Genomic DNA, 25118 nt, shown 5'->3' with positions numbered 1-25118 from the left:
CCCGAGTCCCCCATCACGAGTCCCTGCCTTATTCATCTATGACTCACCAGCTGGCGCCGATCACCAGCAGCACCAGCAGCGGGCACACCAGCCGCACATACCAGGGCCAGACGCGCCAGAACAGGCTGGCACCCAGCTCGGGCGTGCCCTGCACCAGTTCCTCGAACAGTTTGGCCCGGCCCCACATCCAGCCGCCCAGCAGGCAGAACCCCAGGCCCACCAGCGGCTGGATATTCTGGGTGGACAGGCGGATGACGAAGCCGAACAGGGCGCCGAAATTCAGGCAGATGACCACGCTGAACAGCGCCAGGCCGCCGCCCAGCAGCCAGGTCACCAGCGGGCGCGAGGCCCCGAACCGCTCGGTGGTGTAGGATACCGGCACCTCCAGCATGGAGATGGACGAGGTCAGCGCGGCGATGCCCATCAGCACGAAGAACACCAGCGCCATCACCAGCCCTACCGGGCCCATGGTATCGAACAGCGCCGGCAGCACGGTGAACACCAGGGTGTCTGAACTCAGCAGGCTGCCGTCTTCCGCATAGATGGTCACCCCATTGTTCATGGCCACGAACATCGCCGGCAGTATCACCAGGCCGGCGAGAAAGGCCACCCCGGTGTCGATCAGCGTCACCTGGAAGGCGGTGCCGGGAATGCTCTCCTGCTTGCTCAGGTAGGAGCCGTACATCAGCATGGAGCAGCCGCCGATGGTGAGCGAGAAGAAGGCCTGGCCCATGGCGCTGATCAGCAGATCCGGCTCCATCACCTTGCCGAAGTCCGGCACCAGGTAGTGCCGCAGCCCTTCCATGGCGCCGTTCTGGGTCAGGATGTAGAAGAACAACAGCAGGAACAGCACGAACAGCGCCGGCATCAGCCGGGCCGACCAGCGCTCGATACCCCGGCGCACCCCGGCCTGCACCACCAGTATGGTGAGCAGGTAGAACACCAGGGTCCAGACGATATTGCGCGCCAGGCCGAAGGCCTGCAGCCACTCGGTGGCGGCGTCCCAGCCCATGATGCGGGTCACCGCCGCCGCCAGGAAGGCCAGCAGCCAGCCGGCGACGATGGCATAGAACGACAGCACCAGGCTCGGCACCAGCATGCCCGCATAGCCCACCAAAGAGGCCATGGCCTTCTGCCCATCGCCCCTGCCCAGCTTGCGCACCGAGTCCACCGGGTTGGCCTGGCCATAGCGGCCGATGGCCACTTCCATTACCAGCATGGGAAAAGCCAGCACCAGCACCAGCACCAGATAGGCGATGAGGAAGGCGCCGCCGCCGTTGCTCGCCGCCTGGGTGGGAAAGCCCCAGATGTTGCCCAGCCCCACCGCCGCCCCGGCGGCGGCCATGATAAATCCGAAGCGCGAGCCGAAATGTTCTCTCACTGTTAGTGGTTCCTTAATGTCTTCAATAAAACAGGGTTACGGCTGGCCGGCCGGCAGATCTTCATGCCGGGGCCAGGCATTGATCACCGCCTTCACCAGGGTGGCCAGCGGGATGGCGAAGAACACCCCCCAGAAGCCCCACAGGCCGCCGAACACCAGCACGGCGACGATGATGGCGATGGGGTGCAGGTTGACCGCCTCGGAAAACAGGATGGGCACCAGCACGTTGCCGTCCAGCGCCTGAATGATGGCGTAGGCGATCATCAGGTACAGGAAGTCGGGGCTCAGTCCCCACTGGAACAGCCCCACCATGGCCACCGGCACCGTCGCCGCCGCCGCACCGATGTAGGGGATCAGCACCGAAAAGCCGACCAGCACCGCCAGCAGCAGCGCATAGTTGAGCCCCAGCAGCATGAAGGTGACGTAGCTGACGCCGCCGACGATCAGGATTTCGATGACCTTGCCGCGCACATAGTTGGCAATCTGGCCGTTCATCTCCAGCCAGACCCGCGACACCAGCTCCCGGTTGCGGGGCAGGAACCGGCTGATGCCCTCCAGCAGGTGGCGTTTGTCCTTGAGCATAAAGAACACCAGCACCGACACCAGGATCAGATACACCAGCAACACGGCGGCGTTGGTGAGCGAGCTGATCGATACGCTGAGAATGGCGTCGGCCGAGCCCAGCAGCCGGGCGCGCAGATCATCGAGAATGCTCTGCACCAGGGTCACGTCCACCAGTTCGGGGTACTGCTCCGGCAGGGTCAGCATCACCTCCTGGGTGCGGCTGATCATGGTGGGCACTTCCCGCGCCAGGTTGGCGGTCTGCACCAGGAAGGAAGGCACAATGCTGATCAACGACAGCACCATCAGCAACGCGAACAACAGCAGCACCACCCCGGCGGCCAGCCCCCGCCCCAGTCCCAGTCGCTCCATGCGGCTCACCGGCCACTCCAGCAGGTAGGCGATCACGATGGCGGCAAAAAAGGGCGCCAGGATATGGCCCATGAAATACACCACCACGAAGCCGAACAACAGGATCAGGAACAGGGCGACCGCACCCGGATCGGAAAAGCGCTGTCGATACCAGTGCTTGAGAACATCCAGCATGAAAAACTTCCTTATGGTGCCTTGGTGATAATGAGTTCGAGAAGATGGGGGCCGTCGGCGACCACCCGCACCCGGTGCCCGGCCCGGGTGGCATAAGCGGGGATATCCTGGCGAGAGCCGGGATCGCTCAGTAACAGCCGCAGCTGCTGCCCGCCCCGGGCCGCCTTCAACCACAGCTTGACCTTGATCAGCGGCAGCGGACAACGCCACTCGCTCGCATCCAGCCGGTCCATTCCACCCCCGTCAAAAGAAACGCATTATCCCCTTGTTCGCCTTACCAAACAATGCTTGTTCCGCCACATACAGAGGGTTATTCTGCGTTTAACGCAGCATCAAGAAGGTTTTCGCAATGGGTTTTCGCGCAACCAAACTGGCTCTGGCTTTCGCCCTGGCAACGGCCCTGCCGGTGGCGGCCGCCAACAGCCTGCCCGACATCGGTACCGCCGGGGTCAGTGCCATGTCGGTGGAGCGGGAAGCCCGCTTCGGCCAGGCCTTTACCCGTTTTGCCCGCGCCAACCAGCCCATTATCGACGATCCCGTGCTCAACGAGTACGTCACCGATCTCGGGCTCAAGCTGCTGTCCCAGGCCGACTCGGTGCGTTTTCCGTTCCGGTTCCTGCTGATCCGCGACGACAGTATCAACGCCAGCGCCTTCCTCGGCGGCGTGGTGCAAATCCACTCGGGGCTGTTCCTCAATGCCGCCAATGAAAGCGAGCTGGCCTCGGTGCTGGCCCACGAAATCACCCACGTCACCCAGCGCCATATCGCCCGCTATCTCGAATCCCAGTCGCGCAGCACCCCGCTGACCATCGCCGGTCTGGTGGGCTCGGTGGCGCTGGCCATGGTCAACCCCCAGGCGGGCATGGCCGCGCTGCAGACCACCCTGGGGCTGAAGATGCAGTCGGCGATCAACTACACCCGGGACAACGAATTCGAGGCGGACCGCATCGGCCTGCGCCTGCTGCACAACGCCGGCTTCGATCCCGCCGCCATGGCCAGCTTCTTCCAGAAACTGGCGGAGCAGTACCAGTTTGCCAGCACGCCGCCGCAGATGCTGCTGACCCACCCGCTGCCCGCCAGCCGTATCGCCGAAGCCCGCAGCCGGGCGGCGGAATACCCCGCCAAACAATATCCGCCGAGCCTCGACTTCCAGCTTGCCAAGGCCCGCATCATGGTGCGCTTCCAGCAATCCAGCACCAGCGAGCTGCACCGCTACTTCGAGCGGGCCGCCACCCAGGGCGGCGACTGGCAGCCCGACGCCGCCCGCTACGGCCAGGCGCTGGGCCTGCTGGCCATCAACGAGTACGAACCGGCCAGAACGGTGCTGACCGAGCTGGCCGGCCGCCACGGCAACAATATCTTTGTTCTCGATGCCCTGACCGATCTGGACAACGCCCAGAAACGTCACGACACCGCCATCGCCCGGCTGCAGCAGGCCCGGCAGCGGCTGCCCGACAATCAGGTGGTGATGATCAACCTGGCCGACAGCCTGCTGCAGGCCGGAAGGCACCAGCAGGCCGCCGAGCTGCTCGACGGCTACCTGCGCCGCCATCCGGAAAACCCGCTGGCCTGGGAACTGATCGCCCAGGCCTACCGGCCGCTCAGCGATGAGTCGGCGTTCCGCCAGGCCCAGGCCGAGGTGGCCGCGCTCAAGGGGCGCTACGAGGTGGCGGTGGATCAGATGGAAATTGCCGCCAACATGTCCAAGGACGCCATGCAGCGCGCCCGCCTCGGCGCCCGCCTGGAGCAGTTGCGCCAACAGCAGAAAGACTGGGACACCCTGCGCAACTGAGCCCGTTCGCGGAAGCGACGGGGAGATCACGGTGGTCATTGTAGGGGCGACTTCAGTCGACCGAACCCCGACGCCGTGGTCGGGGTGGTCATTGTAGGGTCGACTTCAGTCGACCGAACCCCAACGCCGTGGTCGGGGTGGTCATTGTAGGGTCGACTTCAGTCGACCGAACCCCAACGCCGTTATCGGGGTGGTCATTGTAGGGTCGACTTCAGTCGACCGAACCCCAACGCCGTTATCGGACAGGTCCACTGAAGTGGACCCTACAAATGCGGGGAAGTATTTGTAGGGTCGACTTCAGTCGACCGAACCCCGACGCCGTTATCGGACAGGTCCACTGAAGTGGACCCTACGGCAGACCCGGTGCAACGCGGTGGCCCGTAGGGTCGAATTTATTCGACCGAACCCCGGCGCCGTTATCGGAAAGGTCCACTGAAGTGGACCCTACAAATGCGGGGAAGTATTTGTAGGGTCGAATTTATTCGACCGAACCCCGGCGCCGTTATCGGACAGGTCCACTGAAGTGGACCCTACGGCAGACCCGGTGCAACGCGGTGGCCCGTAGGGTCGACTTCAGTCGACCGAACCCCGACGCCGTTATCGGACAGGTCCACTGAAGTGGACCCTACAAATGCGGGGAAGTATTTGTAGGGTCGAATTTATTCGACCGAACCCCGGCGCCGTTATCGGACAGGTCCACTGAAGTGGACCCTACGGCAGACCCGGTGCAACGCGGTGGCCCGTAGGGTCGACTTCAGTCGACCGAACCCCGGCGCCGTTATCGGAAAGGTCCACTGAAGTGGACCCGGCAGACCCGGTGCAACGCGGTGCCCCTACGCCTCGAGTTGTCCGCGCAGGCGGGGCTCCAGGGCAGAGGACTCCGGCCCCGACAACGGAGCCTGGTCTGCGGGCCCGCACGGGCTACTGCCCCCAGTACTGTTCCTGCCAGCGGGCCAGATCCTCCGCGTGCAGTTCGCCGCGAATTTCCGCCTCCAGCTTGCCCTGGGGGTTGATCACGAAGGTGGTGGGCAGCACCCGGGGCGCCTCGAAGGGCCAGCCGCCCTCCAGGCTGGCCACCACCGGCATCGCCATCTCGTAGCGCTCCTTCAGGCTCTGCAGCGCCTGGGCCGGCAGCGCGTCGAAGCTCACCGCCAGCACCGCCGGCCCCGCCGCCTCGCTCAATTCGTTGAGCAGCGGCATCTCCCGCAGGCAGGGGGCGCACCATTCGGCAAAATAGTTCACCACCAGCCACTGGCCCCGGTAATCGCCGAGCGTCTGCCGCTCCCCGTCGGCCAGGGTCAGGGTGGCCGCCTCCCGGCACCCGGCCATCGCCAACACCGCCAAAAACAGGGCCTGATGCTTGCCCATATGCTGTACCCTCCGCACTAGCTTTTATACAATGCCCGCTGCATTGCCACAGGAGTTTAAAATGAGCCTACGTATCTACCATAATCCCCGCTGCTCTAAAAGCCGGGAAACCCTCGCCCTGCTCGAGCAGCATGGCCACCAGCCCGAGGTTATCAAATATCTGGAAACCCCGCCCGACGTGGATCAACTGAAAACCCTGCTGGCCCAGCTGGGCATGAGCTCGGCGCGGGAGCTGATGCGCACCAAGGAAGAGGAATACCAGGCCCTGGGGCTCGCCGAGGTGCAGGACGAAGCGGCGCTGCTCGCCGCCATGGTGGCGCACCCCAAGCTGATCGAACGCCCCATCGTGGTCCATAACGATAAAGCCGCCCTGGGCCGCCCGCCCGAGCAGGTTCTGGATATTCTGTAATGACCACACCTCTGGCTCGCAGGCTGGCACTGGCCGGCTATTTTGGTTTGATCCTCTGGGTCGCGCTCTGGCACGGCCTGATTTCCCCGCACCCGGAGCTGGGCGCCGGCTTTATGCTGATGATGTGGCTGCCCTGGCTGTTTATTCCCATGGCCGGCATGGTCAGGGGCAACCCCTATACCCACGCCTGGGCCATTTTCCTGATCATGCCCTACTTCCTGCACGCCCTGACGCTGCTGTGGGTGGACGAGGGCGAACGCTGGCTCGCGCTGGTGGAGCTGGGCTTCGCCAGCCTGATGTTCGTGGGCAGCAGCTACTACGCCAAGCTGCGCGGCCGGGAGCTGGGCCTGAGCATTCGCAAGAAAAAGGGCTAGGGACTCGGGACTCGGGACTCGGGACTCGGGACCAGAATAATGGCTCTCGAATCCCCAGTCACCAATCCCTGGTCCCCGCCTTGGCGTCCCGCCCCTTACAGCCCCAGTATTTCCTTGGTGAAGGGGATGCTCAGCTTGCGCTTGGCCTGGAAGGAGGCGTTGTCCAGCAGGTCGAGGGCGGCCAGCAGGGTACGCATGTCCCGCGACAGCCGGTTCAGCAGCAGGCGCCCGACGTCGGTCGGCAGCTTGAAGCCGCGCAGCTCGGCCCGCAGCTGCAGGGCGCTGAGCTTGCCCTCGTCATCCAGCGGCCGCAGCTGATAGGCCACGCCCCAGTCCAGGCGGGACGCCAGATCCGGCAGCGCCAGCCCCAGGTTGCGCGAGGCGCTGACCGCTGACACGATCAGCGACCCCGCCGCCCGCTCCCGCCGGCGGTTGAAAAAGTTGAACACCGCCCGCTCCCACTCCTCCACCCCGGCGATGGCGTCCAGGTTGTCCAGGCACACCAGCGGCAGCAGCTCCATGCCCTCGAGCAGGCGTGGCGACATCTGCCGGTGGCAATCGAGCGGAATATAGGCGGCGGCCTCGCCGGAGGCATTGACCTCGGCGCAGGTGGCGTGCAGCAGGTGGGAGCGGCCGCTGCCCCGCTGGCCCCAGAAATACAGCACATCGGCGCCCTGGCCGATGGCGGCGTTCTTGAGCGCGGTGATCAACTGGGCATTGTCGCCCGGGTAAAAACTGGCAAAGGTTTCGTCGTCGGGCAGTTGCACCGCCAGCGCCAGTTGCGCCGGCTGGGTGTCGTCTTCGTCTTCTTTACTCACTCGCCGCCCCTGAAGGTGAATTCCCGTTCGCCGGCGGCGCTCAGTCCCGGCAGGGCGGCCACCGCCTGCAGCACCGACGCCCGCGAGCCCGCCACCACCAGCCGGAAGCGGAACTGATGACCGGCGCTTTCCGCCACATAGGCCTGCTCCACCCCGTCGAGCGCGCGTAGTTGCTGCTCCAGGCGAATCGAGTCGGTAAACCGGCGCAGGCCCGACACCAGTATGCTCAGTTCGCCCGGGGCATCCTGCCCGAGCGACAGCGGTTCGAGCGGATCCGGATTGTCGGCCCGCGGCGGCTCCCGGCCGCCGGCCTCCGCCACCCAGTACCGGTTCAGTGCCGCCAGCAGCGCCGTCGCCGCCTCGTCGCCGGCGGCCAGGGCGCCTTCGGTCAGCGCCTGGTCGTCGTCCTTGCCGAACAGCTGCCAGCGCAGACGCTCGCCGTCGTCTTCCACCGCCAGCCAGTAATCGGCGCCGTAGCGCGCACTGGCGTCGCGCAGCATGCCGGGCTCGAACAGCCGGGCGGTGTCGATCTGCATGTGTTCCTGCAGATCCCACAACGGCCACAGCAGCGGCAGCTGGTAGGCGGACGACGCCTGCCGCCAGGCGCGGTCCGCCTCGCTGCGGGGGCGGCCCTCGTCCAGCAGCCACACCAGCACCGGCGGCCGCGGCTCCAGCCAGATATCGAGCCCGCCGCTTTGCAGCAGCGGCAGCAGGGCCTCGCCATCGAAGCGGGCATTGTAGCCGGGGCCATCCGGCTCGGATTGCAGGTAACGCTGCAGATCGCCCAGGGCCTCATCCTGCACCCAGGAGTCCTGCGCCCGATCGCCGGTGATCCGCGCCAGCACCAGGCGCAGCGCCTGCTCCCGCGCCTCGGTCCGGCTGTAGGGGGCCGGATCGAGCCGGACGTCGAACACGGATTGCGCCGAGGCCGCCGCGGAGCACAGCAGCAGGGCGGCCATAAGCAGATGTTTCAGCATGAAGTTGCCATCGTTAACGGAGCATGGGACTCATGATAACCAGAGATCCTTGGCCATGGCCAGGATCAATGGCCCCGCGCCCTGGGCAGCACCAGGTTCAGCAGTATGCCGACGATGCCGCACAGGCTGATGCCCTGCAGGCTGAAACCGCCGATGCCGAAGGCCATGCCGCCGATGCCGAACACCAGGATCACCGCCACGATGCACAGGTTGCGCGCCTGGGACAGATCCACCTGGTGCTTGATCAGGCTGTTGAGGCCGACGGTGGCGATGGAGCCGAACAGCAGGATCATGATGCCGCCCATCACCGGCGCCGGAATGGTCAGCATCAGGGCGCCGAACTTGCCGACGAAGGCCAGCAGAATGGCGAAGCCCGCCGCCCAGGTCATGATCACCGGGTTGAAGTTCTTGGTCAGCATCACCGCCCCGGTCACCTCCGAATAGGTGGTGTTGGGCGGGCCGCCGAACAGGGAAGCGGCGCCGGTGGCCAGGCCGTCGCCCAGCAGGGTGCGATGCAGCCCGGGCTTTTTCATGTAGTCCTTGCCGGTCACCGAACTGATGGCCAGGATATCGCCGATGTGCTCGATGGCCGGGGCGATGGCCACCGGGATCATGAACAGCACCGCCTGCCAGTGCCACTCGGGCGCGACAAAATCGGGCAGCGAGAACCAGGCCGCCTCCCGCACCGGGGTGAAATCCACCACCCCGAACCACAACGCCAGGCCATAGCCCACGGCGATGCCGGCGGTGATGGGCACCAGCCGGAAAATGCCCCTGGCCATGGTAGACACCAGCAGGGTGGTCAGCAGCGCGGACAACGACAGCCACAGCGCCACATTCTGCGGCAGCAGCTCGGCGGCGCCGTCACCGGTTTTGCCGATGGCCATGTTCACCGCCATCGGCGCCAGCCCCAGGCCGATCACCATGATCACCGGCCCCACCACCACCGGCGGCAGCAGCCGGGTCAGCAGGGCGGTACCGCGCCAGCGCACCAGCTGGCTGAGCAGCACGTACATCACGCCCGCCGCCATCAGGCCGCTCATGGTGGCGGGAATGCCCCAGGTCTGCACGCCGTAGAGGATGGGGGCGATAAAGGCGAAGGAAGAGGCCAGGAAGATAGGCACCTGGCGCCTGGTGCACAGCTGGAAGATCAGGGTGCCGATGCCGGCGGTAAACAGCGCCACGTTCGGATCCAGCCCGGTGATCAGCGGCATCAGCACCAGGGCGCCGAAGGCCACGAACAACATCTGGGAGCCGGCCAGCGCCTGGCGCAGGGGGGTATCGACCGGGACCGGGGCGTTGATCGCCGGCTCGGCGTGTTCTGCTGAATTCATCTTGTTTTACCTTGTCGGAACGGAAAAAAACCGGCGAGGGCCGGTTCCTGAGTGCGGACAAACCTTATGTTGCGCTTTGTCGTCATACCCGCGAAGGCGGGCATCCGGTGCACGCCGCCATGGACCTCCGCCTGCGCGGAGGTAACGGAGGTGGCGCGCATCAAGCAACGACGTCGGCAGGGATATCGCCGGCGAAACACGGGCGACAGGCCTTACTTGGTGCCAAAAATCTTGTCGCCCGCGTCGCCCAGGCCGGGGATGATATAGCCGTGCTCATTGAGCCGCTCGTCGATGGAGGCGCAATACAGCTCCACGTCCGGGTGCGCCTGCTCCAGCGCCCTGATGCCCTCGGGCGCCGCCACCAGCACGATCACCTTGATCTGGTTGCAGCCCTTTTCCTTCAGCAGATCGATGGTGGCCACCATGGAGCCGCCGGTGGCCAGCATGGGATCCACCACCAGCGCCAGCCGCTCTTCGATATGGCTGACCAGCTTGTTGAAATAGTGCACCGGCTGCAGGGTTTCCTCGTCGCGGTAGACCCCCACCACGCTGACCCGGGCGCCCGGCATGTGCTCCAGCACGCCGTCCAGCATGCCGAGGCCGGCGCGCAGAATGGGCACCACCGTCACCTTCTTGCCCTTGAGCTGATCCACCTCCACCGGGCCGTTCCAGCCGTTGATGGTGGTTTTTTCTGTTTCGAAATCGGCGGTGGCCTCGTAAGTCAGCAGGCTGCCGACCTCTTTTGCCAGCTCACGAAAGCGTTTGGTACTGATGTCGGCTTCCCGCATCAGACCCAGCTTGTGTTTCACCAAAGGGTGCCTAACCTCAACGACGTTCATCAACCCACTCTCCCGATGCACAAAAAAACCGCGGAACTCTAGCATAAAATAGCGTCCGGCGGCAGACGTGCAGGGGAAATTTTAGCAAACGCTTTCCCCCGCGCCCTGTTAGGTGGCTAACGGCTGTGGCACTGCCCCGCGCATTAAATTAGAATAGCGGCCGAAATAGTGAATGGCTGCCGGTTAAAGCATCAATTGGCGCCAACCCACTCTCGAATCCAATATTACAAGGTAACCACTCGTGACGCAGAACAAACCCCTGAGCTACAAAGATGCCGGTGTAGACATCGACGCCGGTAACGCCCTGGTTGAACGCATCAAAGGCGTCAGCCGTCGTACTCAACGCCCGGAAGTGATGGGCGGACTCGGGGGCTTTGGTGCCCTGTGCCAGTTGCCGACCGGTTACAAGGAGCCGGTGCTGGTGGCCGGCACCGACGGCGTGGGCACCAAGCTGCGCCTGGCCATCGACCTTCAGCGCCACCAGGGCGTGGGCATCGATCTGGTGGCCATGTGCGTTAACGACCTGATTGTGCAGGGCGCCGAGCCGCTGTTCTTCCTCGATTACTACGCCACCGGCAAGCTGGACGTGGACACCGCCGCCGACGTGGTTACCGGCATTGGTGCCGGCTGCGAACTGAGCGGCTGCGCGCTGATCGGCGGCGAGACCGCGGAAATGCCCGGCATGTACGAAGCCGGCGACTACGACCTGGCAGGCTTTTGTGTGGGTGTGGTGGAAAAAAGCGGAATTATCGACGGCACCAAGGTGGCCGCCGGTGATGCCCTGATCGCCCTGGGCTCCAGCGGCCCGCACTCCAACGGCTACTCCCTGATCCGCAAGATCCTCGAAGTGAGCCAGGCCGATCTGCAACAGCCGCTGGGCGACGCCACCCTGGCCGATGCCCTGATGGCCCCCACCCGCATCTACGTGAAGCCGGTGCTTGAGCTTATCAAGCAGTTCGACATCCATGCCCTCAGCCACATCACCGGCGGCGGCTTCTGGGAAAACATTCCGCGCGTACTGCCCGCCGGCGCCAAGGCGGTGATCGACGGCGCCAGCTGGCAGTGGCCGGCGGTGTTCAGCTGGCTGCAACAGGCCGGCGGCGTGGAAACCTACGAAATGTACCGCACCTTCAACTGCGGCGTGGGCATGGTTATCGCCCTGCCCGCCGAGCAGGCCGAGGCCGCCGTTCAGTTCATGCAGGACGCGGGTGAAAACGCCTGGCTGATCGGCCGCATCGACAACGCCGCCGAAGGCGAAGAGCAGGTCGAAATTAAATGAAGCGCATCGTCGTGCTGATTTCCGGCAGCGGCAGCAACCTGCAGGCGCTGCTGGATCAGGCCGCCGCCGCCCAGCTGGGCGGCGAGATCGTCGCCGTGGTCAGCAACAAGGCCGAGGCCTACGGCCTGGAGCGGGCCCGCGAGGCGGGCACCGCCACCGCCGTGCTGCCCAACCGGGACTATGCCGACCGGGACAGCTTCGACGCCGCCCTGATGGCGCTGATTGACGACTATCGCCCGGATCTGGTGGTGCTGGCCGGCTTTATGCGCATCCTCACCCCCGGCTTCGTGCGCCACTACCAGGGCCGCATGCTCAATATCCACCCTTCCCTGCTGCCCAAATACCAGGGGCTGCACACCCACCGCCGCGCCATCGAGGCCGGTGACGAAGAGCACGGCTGCAGCGTGCACTTTGTTACCGAAGAGCTGGACGGCGGCCCCGTGGTGCTGCAGGCGCGGGTGCCGATCTTTGAAGGGGACGACGAAGCCACCGTGGCCGCCCGGGTGCTGGTGCAGGAACACGCCATCTACCCGCTGGTGGTGCGCTGGTTCTGCGACGGCCGGCTCGCCATGCGAGACGGCAGCGCCTGGCTGGACGGCGCCGAGCTGCCCGCCCAGGGCTATGCCGGGGAATAACCCCCGCCGCGGATAACGGTTGTTACCCCGCCATATAAAAACGCCCGGCCTCACGGCTGGGCGTTTTTGTTTGCCGGCAGTCCATTCCCTGCTTTTTGCCGGATATTTCCCTTGATCGCGGCTATTTCACCATCGTCATCGCCGCGAAGGCGGAGAATCATGAAACAGTGCACTGGGCTCCCGCCTTGGCGGGAGTGACCATAGCGTAATACGAAGGTTATCCGCACAAAATCAGCCTGTTCCCTTTTCCAACCATTGTGCTAAAACCGAATCCAGGTTCCCGAGCTGCTCACGATGTTTTTCCTGTCGTTTTGCTAACAGCTGAATGTTATGCAACTTCCAGCGTACCGCAGGCAACTCGGCAACGGAGGCCTCGTCAAACAACGACCAATCTGGCGTTCCTCGTTTAAAAGAAAGTAAAAATGCCCGATCCCGCTCAGTAAACCGGGCTTTCAACGCCTTAAGCATTTCGTCTTGAGTAGCGACCAGCTCATGTAATCCAAGAGGGATATTGGTCATGCCCATAAATTCGGTATTAAAGGCAACCTGCAAGTCCTTCCAACGTGGAGCCATCAATTCATGGATAGGCCGAGGATGGCTCAACGCATAAGTTAGAAAACCGACAAACAGTGCTCTTGAAATTCCCTCCTCGTCCAGCAGCATCCGAACATCAAACAGATCCCTGGGATGCTGGCGATCGAGTGCCGCGCACAATTTTCCACCATAAAGATCAGGCAAACTGACCACGGGAATTTCGGCATAGCCGAACTCATCCTCAACCTCCTCAACCACCGGTTTCAGTTCCGGCTCGTGCAACGTCCCTCGTGCAACAGGTGATACCTCTATTTTGATGATGGCTGTATTACCACTGACGATCACTCTTAGTTCGTCTGGCTTATTATCCTGAAACACTGCCTGCAGATCGGGCTGTGTATTAATTCGCGCAGTAATACGCGATAGTGCAGCCCGGGCATTAGACAAAGCTTCGTCTCTGGGTTCCAAGGGCAGGTAAGACAGATCAATATCTACTGAAAGGCGCGGAAAGTTGCGCACAAAAAGGTTGATGGCAGTGCCGCCCTTTAATGCAAAAACATGCTCATCCGCAATAACAGGCAACATCCTGATCAGTAGCGAGACCTGACGATAGTAAACAGTATTCTTATCCATTACTCGTTTTCTTTGTGACGACCAGCCAACGAGCTGGGTACCGTGATTAAATACCGCTCATCCAGCTTGCCATTCTCCACCACCTGGCGTTTGCCAGAACCTAGCTCTATTTGCGACTCATCAAGCCGCCTGCTCCATTGGTGAGCATAATAATGACCAAGGAAAAGAAAAATACGATTGGTCTGCACCGCGCGGCTGCGATGAAGGATAGACTGTATTTTTCGGGGGCTTAAATTGGTCAGTCCCTGAAATAATATTGCCGTATGTTCAAAACTGATATGCTTACCGATACTGTCGACGACTTCATAGGCCGCGAGTTCGGGGGCGCTTGCCCGGACTTCCTTCCCATTGAGCAACATGGTTGTAAAGTCCTTATCGGTGGTTGCGGCGAGTTTGCTATTGGTACAATAGCGCCAGCCATGCCCATCAAACTCACGAAACCACTTTGGTAACAACGAAGGGCGAGCGGCTCCAACCCAGACATCAGCCCTGCCCAGCTGAAGATAGTGGCTTAATCCTTGCTGCCCAAGGCTGCTCAAGCCAGCTAGGTAAACAGGCAGGTTCAACTGATGCGTAACAGCATTGAGCGCCTCAACCCATCCCGGTTTCAGACCATTTCCCGGCGCAGGGCGGTAGTAGACCCCGGCCCTGAGCTTTTTCAGCCAGCCGCTGGCAACATACCGCTGTGCAAGCGAGTAGCCAATACCGTGTTCGGTCAACCAAGGCTGGAGCACCAAAGAACCGGGGGATGCATGGTTAACCAGCCAGTTTAGTTTGTATGACATATTAACACTTAAAGTGTGACTATGATTTAAATAGAAAACCATTGGTTTATATATAACAGCATAGTCTCACTAAAAGTGTTAAAAAAACAGATTTTTAAAACCGAAAAGGAAAGCGGGAGTGACTACAGAGAATGATGGGCGCCTTGCTGGTGGGGCGCGGGCGGCCCGCCTGCCTTCCCGCGCAGCGGGAACCTGACGGCCGGCAAGGCACCGCCTCCACTCCCGCATAACGCCTATGCGGGCGGGCCGCCCGCGCCCCATCCGGCCACCCAGGGCAGCGGCTCGACCCGGTAGCCGTGCGGGTGCAGGGACTGCCAGCGCCAGGCGTCCGCCATCATCTGCGCCAGGCTGCGCCGGGCCTGCCAGCCCAGCTCGGCCCGGGCCCTCGACACATCGGCCCAGCACTCGGCCACGTCGCCGGCCCGGCGCGGCTCCAGGCGAACGGGGATCCGGCGCCCGCAGGCCCGCTCGAAGGCCGCTATCATCTGCAACACCGAATAGCCCCGGCCGGTGCCCAGGTTGTAAACGCAGGCGCCGCCGTGGCCGGCAATGCGCTCCAGGGCGCAGAGGTGGCCGGCGGCCAGATCCATCACATGGATGTAGTCGCGCACGCCGGTGCCGTCCGCCGTGGGGTAGTCGTTGCCGAACACCGCCAGTTGCCCGAGCCGGCCCACCGCCACCTGGGCCATGTAGGGCAGCAGGTTGTTGGGCACGCCGTTGGGATCTTCCCCGATCAGGCCCGACTCGTGCGCCCCCACCGGGTTGAAGTAACGCAACAGGGCAATGGCCCAGCGCGGATCGGCCCGGGCCAGATCCTGCAGCATCTGCTCCACCATCAGCTTGGAACTGCCGTAGGGATTGGTGGTGCCGCCGGTGACCATGCCCTCGTGCACCGGCATCCGGGCCGGCTCGCCGTATACCGCGGCGGACGAGCTGAACACCAGCTTGAACACCCCGGCCCGGCGCATTTCCTCCACCAGCACCAGGGTGCCGTTGACATTGTTGTCGTAGTATTCGAGCGGCCGGCGCACCGACTCGCCCACCGCCTTCAGCCCGGCGAAATGCACCACTTCGGCGATGGCGTGCTCGCCGAACACCCGGCGCAGCAGGCGGCGATCCCGCACGTCGCCCTCCACCAGCACCGGCGCCTTGCCGGTGATCCGCCGCACCCGCCGCAGCGACTCCGGCGACGAATTGCAGAAATTGTCGACCACCACCGCCCGGTGGCCGTGTTCGAGCAGCTCGACCAGGGTGTGGGAGCCGATATAGCCGGCGCCGCCGGTAACCAGAATGTTCATAAGCCCGCCCCCTCCGCCTTATCGCGCCCCGAACCCCGTCACCATGGTTTGCAGGGTTTTGTAGACCACCAGCAGATCCAGCCAGAACGAGAAATGCTTGATGTAGTAAAAGTCGTGCTCGATTTTAATGCGGGTGTCGTCGGCGCTGGCGGCGTAGCCGTGGCGCACCTGGGCCCAGCCGGTGATGCCCGGCCGCACCACATGACGATAAACGTAGAAGGGGATCTGCCGCTCGAACTGCGCCACGAACTCCCGCTGCTCCGGGCGAGGGCCGATCAGGCTCATGTCGCCTTTCAGCACATTGAAGAACTGCGGCACCTCGTCCAGGCGGGTACGGCGGATAAAACGGCCCACCCGGGTCACCCGGCTGTCGTTGGCGCCGGCAAAGCGGGCGCCGCTGCCGGGCGAAGCAAGATACATGCTGCGCAGCTTGTACATGTTGAACAGGCGGCCGCCCTGCCCCACCCGCTGCTGCACAAACAGCGCCGGGCCCGGGCTTTCCAGCCGGATCAGCACCGCCGTGGCCAGCAGCAGCGGCAGCCACAGCGGCAGCGTGGCCAGCACCAGCAGCAGCTCGGTGACCCGCTTGATAAAGGCGTAGTTGGGATCGGGCAGCAGGGTGCCGAATTCGTTTTCCGACAGGTGCTCTATCTTGATCCGCCCGGTCAGCCGCTCCCGTATTTGCCTGACGTGATACACCGGCACATGGGCCAGGGTGCAGCGGGCCAGAAAGGTTTGCCACTCGGCGGGCAGATCGGCGCGCAGATCGGCAATCACCGCGTCGAAGCGCCGGCCATGAAAGGCGGGCTCCGCCAGGGTACAGGCGTCGACATCCGCCTCCCGGCGCAGGCTGGGCTGCTCGCCGAACGGCACCACCGCCAGTTGCAGCCGGCGCACCCGAAGGCGCACGAAATGGCCGGCGAAAAAGCACACCACCGCCAGCCCCAGCGACAGCAGCAGCACCGGGCGGCTGTAGCCGGCCCGCACAAAAAACAGCGCCGCAAAGGCCAGCAGGTACACCAGCACTATGGTGGGGATAACATAAAACAGCGACTGGGCGCCGGGAAAATGGTGGAACCGCTTGTAAAAGACGAACACCACGAAAAAGCAGAGAAAGTTGGAGATAACGGTGGTCACCCGCACCTCGTCCCACTGCTGCCAGAACTGCCCGCCCCACCACAGCAGGCAGGGCAGCAGCACCACCGCCGCCACGCCGATAAAAAACTGGGTAAAGGAATGCAGCAGAACGCTTTGATACCAGCGCGAATAGCGCCGTTCGAGCTTTTGGGACATGAGATCTTCAGCCATAACGAACATCCTGTTCTTGATAAGCCTGATCGTATTGGTATTAAATATCAGTAGGTAGTATAGTACGCTCTGGCTGTTACAAGCCCATCATTTTCATCAGTTTTTTATTTACTATTCTAACGTCAAATCGTTCCTTTGCCATTTTATAACTAGCTAGCCCCATTTCTTCAATTTTTTCTCTGTTTTCAATAAAATAAATCATTTTCTCTGCTATCGCTTCAGCAGACCACGGAGGAACTAGAAAACCATTCACTCCATCAACAACGGTTTCTCTACACCCCGGCACATCAGTAGTAATAACAGGCCGACCGATGGCCATCGCCTCTTGAGTACTGCGAGGAAAGCCTTCACGATATGAAGGGAGCACAAACACACTTGACTTAGCTATATACTCAGAAACATTAGATACATACCCAAAATGTTCAATCGCTCCCTTCCGAATCAGATCGTTTATATCGCTATTGCTTAACCCACCAGGATTCCCGTTATCCAACCCACCTAGGATTTTAAATGTAGCTTCAGGATACTTTTCTCTCACCAATAGAGCTGACTCAATAAACTCATTAATTCCTTTTTCTTTTAGCAATCGACCAATAAAAAGAAATGATACTTCATTGGAATTCGGCTTGGAATAAGAAAATACGTTAAAATCGACTCCTATCCCGCCCAACACTTCAGCATGATGAATTTTCACACCATATTTTCTGACAAGATCGCATACATCATCATGATTCAGAAAAAACATTATTTCTAAAAACGGTATACTACTTCGATAAAGCATAATTTGGGTGAATCTTAGAAATCGAACCTTGCTCGATAGACCTGTAGGCTGTTCAGTAAACACATACCCTAACCCTTCTAGCATACCGAATATCTTTTTAACGCCAGCTAGTTTTGCTGCAAGAGTTCCAAAAATAACAGGTTTAACGGAAAAAGAAAGAACCACATCTGGATAGACTGACTTTATCTTTTCTTTTAATGCGAGTGTATTAATTATATCTTTTATTGGATTAGTTCCAGTTCTGTCGAAGTCGTAAGATATAGGAGTCGCACCCAACTTAAATATGCTTTCTTTACTTTCAACGGTGTAGTCAATGGAAAAAACAAAAACATCAATGCTATTTTCAACAAGGTCCTCTATCAAGCCCTTCCTGAAATTTAATATATCTTTAGCTAAAACACCAATAAGAGCAACATTCATAAGAAAAAACCTAAAGTCAAGCATTACATCAATGAAAACTAAAAACTAAAAACTAAAAACTAAAAACTAAAAACTAAAAACTAAAAACTAAAAACTAAAAACTAAAAACTAAAAACTAAAAACTAAAAACTAAAAACTAAAAACTAAAAACTAAAAACTAGGACATACTGTAATCGTTATCAACTTAAATCACTTATCAAATCATTATACAGTTTTAAAACTGTTGATTTTTTAGAGATATATGGACCTGATAGTTCACTTATCATATGCCTAGAGTATTTTCTATTTTTTCTTGCTGCTTCAAGAATTCTTTCAATAGAACAATCTCCTTTTATATAAAACAAGAACTCTTCAGGAAAAACCTCTTCGTAATTTGCATATGTTGGTAACCCCATGGCCAAGTATTCTCTTACTTTAAGTGTACAAGCTTGTTGCATATTTTTACGGTCAAGAGCTAGAGATGAAATCCCAAGCCAACAGTCAGCTGCAATATTTCTTATCTCAGAAATATTTTTATGGCCATGAATAACCACCCTATTGTCTCTGCTAGCAACTTCATGGTCACTTTTTGAAAGTTTACCAACCAAATGAAGAGTGAAAGAATCTTTATTTTTTTCCATGCTTTTAAGCAAAAGATCTAAACCATGCCAAGAATAAAAATAGCTGGAAACAAATAAAAGATTAGGAGTATAATGCCTCTTATCTTCGACTGGCGAGTAATTGAGCATAATGGCGTTGGGATAAACTATACTTTTCTTATTAAGTTGCCCTGCTCTATATCTCTCATAATCACAAATCTCTTGTGTTACACCAATAATACCTGCTGCTTTTCGGATTGTTTTACCACCCAGTATACTTTCCAAACAGGCTCTCCCCCGTCCAAAAAGGCTTTCGGAAGAAAGCTCGGGTATCTCTAGAGTATGATGGACAAAGTAAACTGGCTTTTTACAGCGTGAAACAAATCGATATTGAAAAGGGTCATGAACATAGTAGCGTAAAAGAAAAACATCATAGTATTGCTCTTGCTCCCCTAACCATTCGTAGTATTCTTTTCTAAAAGAATACCAACTTTTAATTTTTTTCAATCCACTTACAGATTGACATTTGACTTGAGATGACTCTTTGAAAATATATTTCTTCCCCTTTATTCCTTTAGGTGAAAATATTTTAACCTTCCACTTAAAGCCTAACGCATTAGCTGCATACTGTTCCCAATGCATCTGATTAATGATGCCAGAAGGTGGGTTGAGTAACGCAGCAGCATGCAATATTTTTATATTATTAGTCAAAAGCACCATCCTTTATTTATAAAACATCTACTTTTAACAATAGCTATCCATCTGAAAAATCAATTTCGTTTTACTTTAGGAAACTAAAAATCAAACGTATACAATTAAAAACATACAAAGGTTTTGCATAAAACCCAAGATGAAAAGAACATTATAACTTATTGAGAACCCATGATTTAAGTAGTTTTATATCGTTTTTATTAATTAATATATTGTTTAACACTGGAACTTTAGTTAAGTAATGATGAGTGAATAAACGTAACAAAAAATTAATTATATATGCTATAGTAGTTGCAATTGCAGCTCCAGATATTCCATACTTAGGAATCAACAAAAAATTACCTAAAACATTTATAAAAACAACCAAACAGGATGAATAAAAATTCAACTCCGGCCGTCCCCTCGCAGCTATATCATTTGCAATAACGCGAGATGCAGACCCAGCGACGATACCAGGTAGAAGGAATAAAAAAGGATAATATGCAGAAACAAACACCTCACCAAATACTATAGAGATAATAGGGTAAGCAATTATAGACAAGAATACTGCGGATAAAAATGTAATCATTAAAACCCATCGTGTAACCAATGGTGTAATGGCTTTTCGCTTATCCTCATCATTGTATAATTGTGAGATTCTAGGCAAAAGCACTGTGCCCACGGCATGGGAAAGTAGCCATAGCCTTTCAGAAAGTTGAACAGCTACTAAGTAGATACCTACGCCCACGGGACCAATATAAAAATTAACTAAAAAAATATCAGCTTTGTAATTAACAAAAGACAAAATATTACTTAGATGTACTTTACAACCATAACTAAGAATAGTTCTATCATAGTCGGTGAAACCAAAGGGATTGCCATTGTTTAAAAATGGTTTCAATTTATAAAAAGCAAACAACAACGTAATAATGGAAGATACAAGATAAGCCACGATCAACCATTTAACTTCATATAAGTTAGAAAGTATGACTAAGACAACCGTTAACAGTACTAGTAATGGATGGAGTAGTAGGACATAATTAAACTTATCGAACTGCTGAAGCCCTTGAAAAAAGCTAAAAACAAATGATAACAATAAGGAAACTGGAAATATTGGCAAGGATATCCAAAGTAATAAGCTTGGTATTTCAGGAAACCATTTTCCTGAAAAGAAAATTATCACCATCGCCCCTAAAACCACTCCAATTACAGATCCTCCTACAAAAATTTTTAATATACTCCGCCAAGCTACAAGTGTATTAACCCTCCCTCCACTCAAATAATAAACATTTGCTGGTGCAGCCCCAAAGCTTAACAAAGTTACTAGCGTTGTTGGTAACAATAGTGCTATCATGTAAACACCATTGCCATCGGGCCCATAAGTCCTAGCAATTAAAATCAAAGTGATAACTTGAAGTAAACCAGAACCAATTTGTCTAGTTATAACAAAGAGTACATTTTTGAACAGTTCTTTAAGACCGAGACCGCGCACTAGAAGTTCCATAATGAAATAAAAAGCTATTAACAGAAATCAAAATCATTATAAATTATTTTTTTTATTTTTTCTTGATACTCTACATTTTCAATATCTATAGGAATGCTTACCTTGTTAATCAAAATCGGAAAAGACCCATTCATAACTTTTTTCCATTTAGAGATCACGTTTTCCATTGAAATTAAAGGGGATACTCCTAAGGCAGCCGCATTATACTCTTCCCATTCAATAAACTTATGGAACACTTGATATTCAGCATTCATAACATTACAAGCCATTTTTATAGAAGAGTTTCGTTCGAGTGTAGATAATTTTATACTATCTACATCCTCCCTAATCAAAAAATAAACACCCCTTAACTTACAAGATGTTTTTAAGTAAGAGCTGAATATTTTATCAGGCCTTATTTTCCTTCTAACCTTAGATGAATCAATCTTATTTTTTATATAAAAATGAATTCTATCTAAACATCCTCTACCAGTTAAAATCTTTTCCTTTAATGCATTCCCATCACAGTTATACCCATATACTTTAGGCCAAGAAAAGTTTGAATAGACAGACCCTAAACTATCTACGATAACAATATCGTCAGATATAAAACTTATGCTTTCATCACCAATAAAAGAAAGTAATGCTGATGACTTACCCACGCCACCTGTGCCTGTAAGCAAAACACATTCATTATTCTTACTTATACTAGCAGCATGAACAACAGCTAGATCTGGTAAAAAATAAACACATGGAACCAACACAAGTTCATGTAAAATTTGTTCAAACCACTCGACGGTCGTTGGATATTCCATCGAGTACAGTTTTTTTAGAAATCCAATTAAGGGGAGGGGCCGCTTATCTTTAATATGCAAAGATACTTTTAAAGGCTTTTTGTCTATGTTACTCCATGACACTTTGACATGTCCAAAATCAGCCTGAAAACCATCATCGCTTCTTTTATAAGATTTCGGATTGTTAGACCTTACAAAATAAAAGCTCTCATTTGTTGTAACTTCGATGAGAACATCAATATTATTATCCAAGGAATCATCGTAAAGTAAAAGGGTTTCCTTCAGCTCTGTAACCCAAGTGTCATTTACTTCAAATTTAAAATTTTTCCCAAATATTTTTTTCACTCCAATGCATTGAATATTATAACCCATACATGGACCTACCTTATATGACGTTGTAATTATTGGAAACAATTTACATCCACTACTCTAGTGCACAAAAGATTTTACTCTAAGTAAAAATATTGATCGCAGTATAAATCATAGATTATTTAAAAACTACTCACTAATTGAGCCAACAAAATCTCTATAATTCTTCTCTGCATTATAATTTAAGGCCACATGTTCTCGCACTTCACATCTCATCACCATGTTATCTGCTGAATAATATATGCATTTGATGGCATTAACTATTTCATCAACACTTGGATTATTACTCATCAAGTATCCTAAATTGTTAGAAACAAGATATGATACACCTCCTACATCAGGAGCAACAGCAGGAACCCCGAAACTCATAGCTTCCATTATAGAAACTGGAACACCTTCAGATTCGCTAACATTTAATAATAGATCGATACGATTTTTTATAAAGAACTCTCTCACCTTAAAATTATCGATCCCTCCTAAAAACATAAATTCGACATTATCCACCCCATCAAATGAATCTATAGAAAGATTTTCTAGATAATTAGAAAGTGGCCCTTCACCTATATGCGTCCACCTTATTTTCAAACTAGGTTCTTCTTTAGATAAAGCCACCAGAGAACTAATTATCTTATCTATTCTTTTTACAGAAACACAATATGACAAAGACACCAAATGGATATGTCCAGCTAGACTAGCCTTAGACATACCTGATGGTAACCTAACTCCTAAAGGAGAAATACATACACGCTGTAAACTCACATGATATTTATTAAAAAAATACATCATCCCTTCTTGAGACAAACAGTATACTTTATCAAAAATACTAACAAACTGTCGTTTCAAAGGCATATAATTAAAGTCCCTCTGTTCTTCGTACAAATCAAACCGATGTACTCTAGATACTACTTTATTTATATACCCATCAAGTTTAACAAGACAGGCAGCATAAGACTGCACGTCATTCCAGTAACAATATGCAACATCAATTACACCATTTAATTTTACAAATTTTCTTATCTTATAACTAAGCCTCAATGTTCTGGATATACATTTCAGCGCGGAAAGAAAAGTAAAAAGATTAAGGTTACCAATGCTCCATAAATATAAAATTTCTTTATATAAGTGTTTATCAAAAAAAGATTTAATTGTATAGAGCAAAAAACAAACCCATGAATGGTTTATTGTGCATGACAAGTCCACTGTAATGTTTTTAGGTACATACCTTGGTATTCCCTTGGCAAGACAAGGAAGTATAAAAATCTCACAAGATATAACATCAGACCAAAATTTCATTTCTTCTTCCAAAAACTGTTCGCCAGGAAGATAGGGAAATGCATTGGTAAATATTACGATTTTTTTCATTTCAGCCTTCAACATATCAAAGGAATATTTGAGAGTTAATTCATACTTACATTAAAGAGATTGAATAAAATCAGACAAAGGCTTTATAATGAATGATAAGTCCCTATCACTAAGATAGGGCGACATAGGAATGCTAATTACTCCTGTTGAAACATCACCTCCAACCTCAAGATTTACATCTACGTCTTTTAACGCGACTTGTTCATTGAGAGTGCATGGGTAGTGTACAATTGTTGGTATGCCTGCCACTCTAAGCTTTTCTTGTAGTTGAACACGATTATTTAGTCTAACAGTATATTGCGCCCATGCACTGACATTATAAGGTTCAACATATGGGGGAATGATTAAATTACCAATCATATTCGAGTGCATGCTCCTACCTAACTCTTCAAAGAAATTATTGTAACGCAGAGCTATCTTCTGACGCTTAATTAATTCATCGTCAAATATATCCAATTTTTGCAATAATATAGCGGCTTGTAAAGTATCCAATCTGCTGTTTACACCTACCCGAATATGATGATAATGCCTATCCTGGCCATGGCGAGCAATTTGCCGCATAACTAACGCTAACTCATCATCATTGGTGAAAATAGCCCCTCCATCACCATAGCAACCAAGAGGTTTACTGGGGAAAAAGCTGGTGCAAGCAATAGTGGTCAGGTTACAGGATCGTTTCCCCTTGTAGCTGGCCCCAAAGCTTTGGGCAGCATCCTCTATTACAGGAAGACCATATTTATTGGCGATCGCATTAATGGCATCGAAATCGGCACACTGGCCGTAGAGAGAGATAGGAATAATGGCCTTGGTTTGAGGTGTGATAGCAGCTTCCAGCTTGGTTGGATCCAGATTGTAGGTGCGAGGATCTATGTCTACATATACAGGTTTTGCTCCCAGTAAAGCAGCAGTTTCCGCAGCAGCGATGTAACCGAACCCTGAGGTAATCACCTCATCCCCAATGCCTATACCTAATGCCATTTGCGCTATTTGCAATGCATCAGTGCCATTGGCAACCGTTATACAGTACTTTGCTCCTACAAATGCCGCCAGTCTATGCTCAAGCTCAGCCACTTCTGGCCCAAGGATATATTGACCATGAGACAGAACCTGTTGAATAGCAGCATCTATCTTATCCTTGATGAGTGCTTGCTGTGCAGCAAGATCAATAAACTGCATCATACATTCACCTTGGTCAGCTTATTACCGCTTAGTAGATAACTATCACCACTATGAATACAAATAGCCACTCCTTCCCCCTGGATTGGCAGTGCCAAACGTTCTCCAAATTCACTCATCCAACCAATTTGTCTGGCCGGTACCCCAACCATCAGAGCATAGGCTGGCACATTTCTATTAACTACTGCTCCAGCCCCAATAAATGCAAACTCACCGATGGTGATACCACATACTATGGTACAGTTTGCCCCCAAGGTGGCGCCTTTTTTTACTAAGGTACTGCGGTATTCACTTTTTCTATCTATCAGTGATCGTGGGTTGAGTACATTAGTAAACACCATACTGGGACCGCAAAAAACACCCTCTTCCAAAGTAACACTATCGTAGACTGAAACATTATTTTGAACTTTACAATTATCACCAATATTTACTTTGTTTCCTATAAAGACATTCTGCCCTAAAGAAACATTCCTACCAATATGAGCACCACCACATACATGAACAAAGTGCCAGATACATGTTCCATTGCCTATCTGCGCTCCATCATCAATAATTGCACTTGGATGAGCACTATAAATCATAACATGACCTTAA

At 54.2% G+C, this 25118-nt stretch carries 24 protein-coding genes; 5 read left to right on the top strand and 19 right to left on the bottom strand.

Annotated elements, in window-relative coordinates; genetic code table 11:
• Nucleotides 1-43: 43 nt before the first annotated feature.
• The 3 genes from C7H85_RS13155 to C7H85_RS13145 are packed head-to-tail and all read right to left on the bottom strand — an operon-like array spanning nt 44 to nt 2721.
• Nucleotides 44-1381 (bottom strand): sodium-dependent transporter, encoded by a 1338-nt coding sequence (locus C7H85_RS13155; RefSeq protein WP_106730154.1) that lies wholly within the window; start codon nt 1379-1381, stop codon nt 44-46.
• Between the two features lie 36 nt (nt 1382-1417).
• A complete protein-coding gene (locus tag C7H85_RS13150; protein WP_106730153.1) occupies nt 1418-2488 on the bottom strand; it encodes an AI-2E family transporter in 1071 nt (356 codons plus the stop codon).
• A gap of 11 nt (nt 2489-2499) precedes the next feature.
• Nucleotides 2500-2721 carry a sulfurtransferase TusA family protein gene (locus C7H85_RS13145; RefSeq protein WP_106730152.1) on the bottom strand — a complete coding sequence of 74 codons (222 nt, stop codon included), beginning with the start codon at nt 2719-2721 and terminating at the stop codon, nt 2500-2502.
• A 116-nt stretch (nt 2722-2837) separates the two neighbouring features.
• On the opposite strand from C7H85_RS13145, the gene bepA reads away from it, so the two are divergent.
• The gene (gene bepA / locus C7H85_RS13140; RefSeq protein WP_106730151.1) at nt 2838-4280 is read left to right on the top strand and encodes a beta-barrel assembly-enhancing protease; all 1443 of its coding nucleotides are present in this window, start codon (nt 2838-2840) and stop codon (nt 4278-4280) included.
• 921 nt (nt 4281-5201) lie between these two features.
• Here bepA and C7H85_RS13135 read toward each other — a convergent pair.
• A complete protein-coding gene (locus C7H85_RS13135; RefSeq protein WP_106730150.1) occupies nt 5202-5648 on the bottom strand; it encodes a TlpA family protein disulfide reductase in 447 nt (148 codons plus the stop codon).
• A 61-nt stretch (nt 5649-5709) separates the two neighbouring features.
• Between C7H85_RS13135 and arsC the strand changes: the two genes are divergently transcribed.
• Together arsC and C7H85_RS13125 are read left to right on the top strand one after the other, a co-directional pair.
• Nucleotides 5710-6057 carry an arsenate reductase (glutaredoxin) gene (gene arsC, locus C7H85_RS13130; protein ID WP_106730149.1) on the top strand — a complete coding sequence of 116 codons (348 nt, stop codon included), beginning with the start codon at nt 5710-5712 and terminating at the stop codon, nt 6055-6057.
• Complete coding sequence (locus C7H85_RS13125; RefSeq protein ID WP_106730148.1) at nt 6057-6431, top strand: DUF2069 domain-containing protein; 375 nt, start codon at nt 6057-6059, stop codon at nt 6429-6431. The genes arsC and C7H85_RS13125 overlap by 1 nt, the downstream gene beginning before the upstream one ends.
• A 95-nt stretch (nt 6432-6526) precedes the next feature.
• Here C7H85_RS13125 and hda read toward each other — a convergent pair whose 3' ends face one another.
• The 4 genes from hda to upp form a co-directional block, all read right to left on the bottom strand.
• Nucleotides 6527-7249: a DnaA inactivator Hda gene (gene hda / locus C7H85_RS13120; protein ID WP_106730147.1), complete on the bottom strand. Its 723-nt coding sequence runs from the start codon at nt 7247-7249 to the stop codon at nt 6527-6529.
• Entirely contained in the window at nt 7246-8226 is a 981-nt protein-coding gene (locus C7H85_RS13115; protein WP_106730146.1) for a DUF2066 domain-containing protein, read from the bottom strand. The genes hda and C7H85_RS13115 overlap by 4 nt, the downstream gene beginning before the upstream one ends.
• 65 nt (nt 8227-8291) lie before the next feature.
• Nucleotides 8292-9560: a uracil-xanthine permease family protein gene (locus tag C7H85_RS13110; protein ID WP_106730145.1), complete on the bottom strand. Its 1269-nt coding sequence runs from the start codon at nt 9558-9560 to the stop codon at nt 8292-8294.
• 212 nt (nt 9561-9772) lie between these two features.
• The gene (gene upp / locus C7H85_RS13105) at nt 9773-10399 is read right to left on the bottom strand and encodes a uracil phosphoribosyltransferase (RefSeq protein WP_106730144.1); all 627 of its coding nucleotides are present in this window, start codon (nt 10397-10399) and stop codon (nt 9773-9775) included.
• Between the two features lie 241 nt (nt 10400-10640).
• Here upp and purM point away from each other — a divergent pair, with 241 nt between their 5' ends.
• Together purM and purN are read left to right on the top strand one after the other, a co-directional pair.
• Nucleotides 10641-11678, top strand: a complete 1038-nt coding sequence (gene purM / locus C7H85_RS13100) for a phosphoribosylformylglycinamidine cyclo-ligase (RefSeq protein WP_106730143.1) — start codon at nt 10641-10643, stop codon at nt 11676-11678.
• Entirely contained in the window at nt 11675-12313 is a 639-nt protein-coding gene (gene purN / locus C7H85_RS13095; protein WP_106730142.1) for a phosphoribosylglycinamide formyltransferase, read from the top strand. The genes purM and purN overlap by 4 nt, the downstream gene beginning before the upstream one ends.
• A gap of 231 nt (nt 12314-12544) precedes the next feature.
• Here purN and C7H85_RS13090 read toward each other — a convergent pair whose 3' ends face one another.
• The 11 genes from C7H85_RS13090 to C7H85_RS13045 form a co-directional block, all read right to left on the bottom strand.
• Nucleotides 12545-13480: a nucleotidyl transferase AbiEii/AbiGii toxin family protein gene (locus tag C7H85_RS13090; protein ID WP_106730141.1), complete on the bottom strand. Its 936-nt coding sequence runs from the start codon at nt 13478-13480 to the stop codon at nt 12545-12547.
• Nucleotides 13480-14265: a type IV toxin-antitoxin system AbiEi family antitoxin gene (locus C7H85_RS13085; RefSeq protein WP_106730140.1), complete on the bottom strand. Its 786-nt coding sequence runs from the start codon at nt 14263-14265 to the stop codon at nt 13480-13482. The genes C7H85_RS13090 and C7H85_RS13085 overlap by 1 nt, the downstream gene beginning before the upstream one ends.
• A gap of 233 nt (nt 14266-14498) precedes the next feature.
• Entirely contained in the window at nt 14499-15563 is a 1065-nt protein-coding gene (gene galE, locus C7H85_RS13080; protein WP_106730139.1) for a UDP-glucose 4-epimerase GalE, read from the bottom strand.
• Between the two features lie 18 nt (nt 15564-15581).
• Nucleotides 15582-16871 carry an exopolysaccharide biosynthesis polyprenyl glycosylphosphotransferase gene (locus C7H85_RS13075; protein ID WP_245879664.1) on the bottom strand — a complete coding sequence of 430 codons (1290 nt, stop codon included), beginning with the start codon at nt 16869-16871 and terminating at the stop codon, nt 15582-15584.
• Nucleotides 16872-16947: 76 nt separating this feature from the next.
• Nucleotides 16948-18072 (bottom strand): glycosyltransferase family 4 protein, encoded by a 1125-nt coding sequence (locus C7H85_RS13070; RefSeq protein ID WP_106730205.1) that lies wholly within the window; start codon nt 18070-18072, stop codon nt 16948-16950.
• A 179-nt stretch (nt 18073-18251) separates the two neighbouring features.
• A complete protein-coding gene (locus C7H85_RS13065; protein ID WP_158260095.1) occupies nt 18252-19361 on the bottom strand; it encodes a glycosyltransferase in 1110 nt (369 codons plus the stop codon).
• A gap of 151 nt (nt 19362-19512) precedes the next feature.
• Entirely contained in the window at nt 19513-20832 is a 1320-nt protein-coding gene (locus tag C7H85_RS13060) for a flippase (RefSeq protein ID WP_158260094.1), read from the bottom strand.
• A 29-nt stretch (nt 20833-20861) separates the two neighbouring features.
• A complete protein-coding gene (locus tag C7H85_RS19595; RefSeq protein ID WP_146140460.1) occupies nt 20862-21989 on the bottom strand; it encodes a phosphoenolpyruvate carboxykinase (ATP) in 1128 nt (375 codons plus the stop codon).
• Between the two features lie 126 nt (nt 21990-22115).
• Nucleotides 22116-23348 carry a glycosyltransferase gene (locus C7H85_RS13055; protein ID WP_158260093.1) on the bottom strand — a complete coding sequence of 411 codons (1233 nt, stop codon included), beginning with the start codon at nt 23346-23348 and terminating at the stop codon, nt 22116-22118.
• A gap of 51 nt (nt 23349-23399) precedes the next feature.
• Complete coding sequence (locus C7H85_RS13050; RefSeq protein WP_106730135.1) at nt 23400-24527, bottom strand: DegT/DnrJ/EryC1/StrS family aminotransferase; 1128 nt, start codon at nt 24525-24527, stop codon at nt 23400-23402.
• A complete protein-coding gene (locus C7H85_RS13045; protein WP_106730134.1) occupies nt 24524-25105 on the bottom strand; it encodes an acyltransferase in 582 nt (193 codons plus the stop codon). The genes C7H85_RS13050 and C7H85_RS13045 overlap by 4 nt, the downstream gene beginning before the upstream one ends.
• Nucleotides 25106-25118: the final 13 nt, after the last annotated feature.

This window comes from Zobellella endophytica (assembly GCF_003012775.1).
Lineage (GTDB): Bacteria > Pseudomonadota > Gammaproteobacteria > Enterobacterales > Aeromonadaceae > Oceanimonas > Oceanimonas endophytica.
The sequence above is the reverse complement of the archived record's forward strand: the minus strand, read 5'-3'. Positions and strand labels throughout refer to the sequence as shown.

Coding starts and splice junctions, on each gene's coding strand:
- C7H85_RS13055 (WP_158260093.1), bottom strand. CDS start 23,348: ATGAAAAAAATCGTAATATTTACCAATGCATTTCCCTATCTTCCTGGC.
- C7H85_RS13075 (WP_245879664.1), bottom strand. CDS start 16,871: ATGGCTGAAGATCTCATGTCCCAAAAGCTCGAACGGCGCTATTCGCGC.
- C7H85_RS13085 (WP_106730140.1), bottom strand. CDS start 14,265: ATGTCATACAAACTAAACTGGCTGGTTAACCATGCATCCCCCGGTTCT.
- arsC (WP_106730149.1), top strand. CDS start 5,710: ATGAGCCTACGTATCTACCATAATCCCCGCTGCTCTAAAAGCCGGGAA.
- bepA (WP_106730151.1), top strand. CDS start 2,838: ATGGGTTTTCGCGCAACCAAACTGGCTCTGGCTTTCGCCCTGGCAACG.
- C7H85_RS13125 (WP_106730148.1), top strand. CDS start 6,057: ATGACCACACCTCTGGCTCGCAGGCTGGCACTGGCCGGCTATTTTGGT.
- galE (WP_106730139.1), bottom strand. CDS start 15,563: ATGAACATTCTGGTTACCGGCGGCGCCGGCTATATCGGCTCCCACACC.
- C7H85_RS13145 (WP_106730152.1), bottom strand. CDS start 2,721: ATGGACCGGCTGGATGCGAGCGAGTGGCGTTGTCCGCTGCCGCTGATC.
- C7H85_RS13045 (WP_106730134.1), bottom strand. CDS start 25,105: ATGATTTATAGTGCTCATCCAAGTGCAATTATTGATGATGGAGCGCAG.
- purN (WP_106730142.1), top strand. CDS start 11,675: ATGAAGCGCATCGTCGTGCTGATTTCCGGCAGCGGCAGCAACCTGCAG.
- C7H85_RS13115 (WP_106730146.1), bottom strand. CDS start 8,226: ATGCTGAAACATCTGCTTATGGCCGCCCTGCTGCTGTGCTCCGCGGCG.
- C7H85_RS13110 (WP_106730145.1), bottom strand. CDS start 9,560: ATGAATTCAGCAGAACACGCCGAGCCGGCGATCAACGCCCCGGTCCCG.
- C7H85_RS13150 (WP_106730153.1), bottom strand. CDS start 2,488: ATGCTGGATGTTCTCAAGCACTGGTATCGACAGCGCTTTTCCGATCCG.
- C7H85_RS13090 (WP_106730141.1), bottom strand. CDS start 13,480: ATGGATAAGAATACTGTTTACTATCGTCAGGTCTCGCTACTGATCAGG.
- C7H85_RS13050 (WP_106730135.1), bottom strand. CDS start 24,527: ATGATGCAGTTTATTGATCTTGCTGCACAGCAAGCACTCATCAAGGAT.
- C7H85_RS19595 (WP_146140460.1), bottom strand. CDS start 21,989: ATGGGTTATAATATTCAATGCATTGGAGTGAAAAAAATATTTGGGAAA.
- C7H85_RS13135 (WP_106730150.1), bottom strand. CDS start 5,648: ATGGGCAAGCATCAGGCCCTGTTTTTGGCGGTGTTGGCGATGGCCGGG.
- C7H85_RS13070 (WP_106730205.1), bottom strand. CDS start 18,072: ATGAATGTTGCTCTTATTGGTGTTTTAGCTAAAGATATATTAAATTTC.
- upp (WP_106730144.1), bottom strand. CDS start 10,399: ATGAACGTCGTTGAGGTTAGGCACCCTTTGGTGAAACACAAGCTGGGT.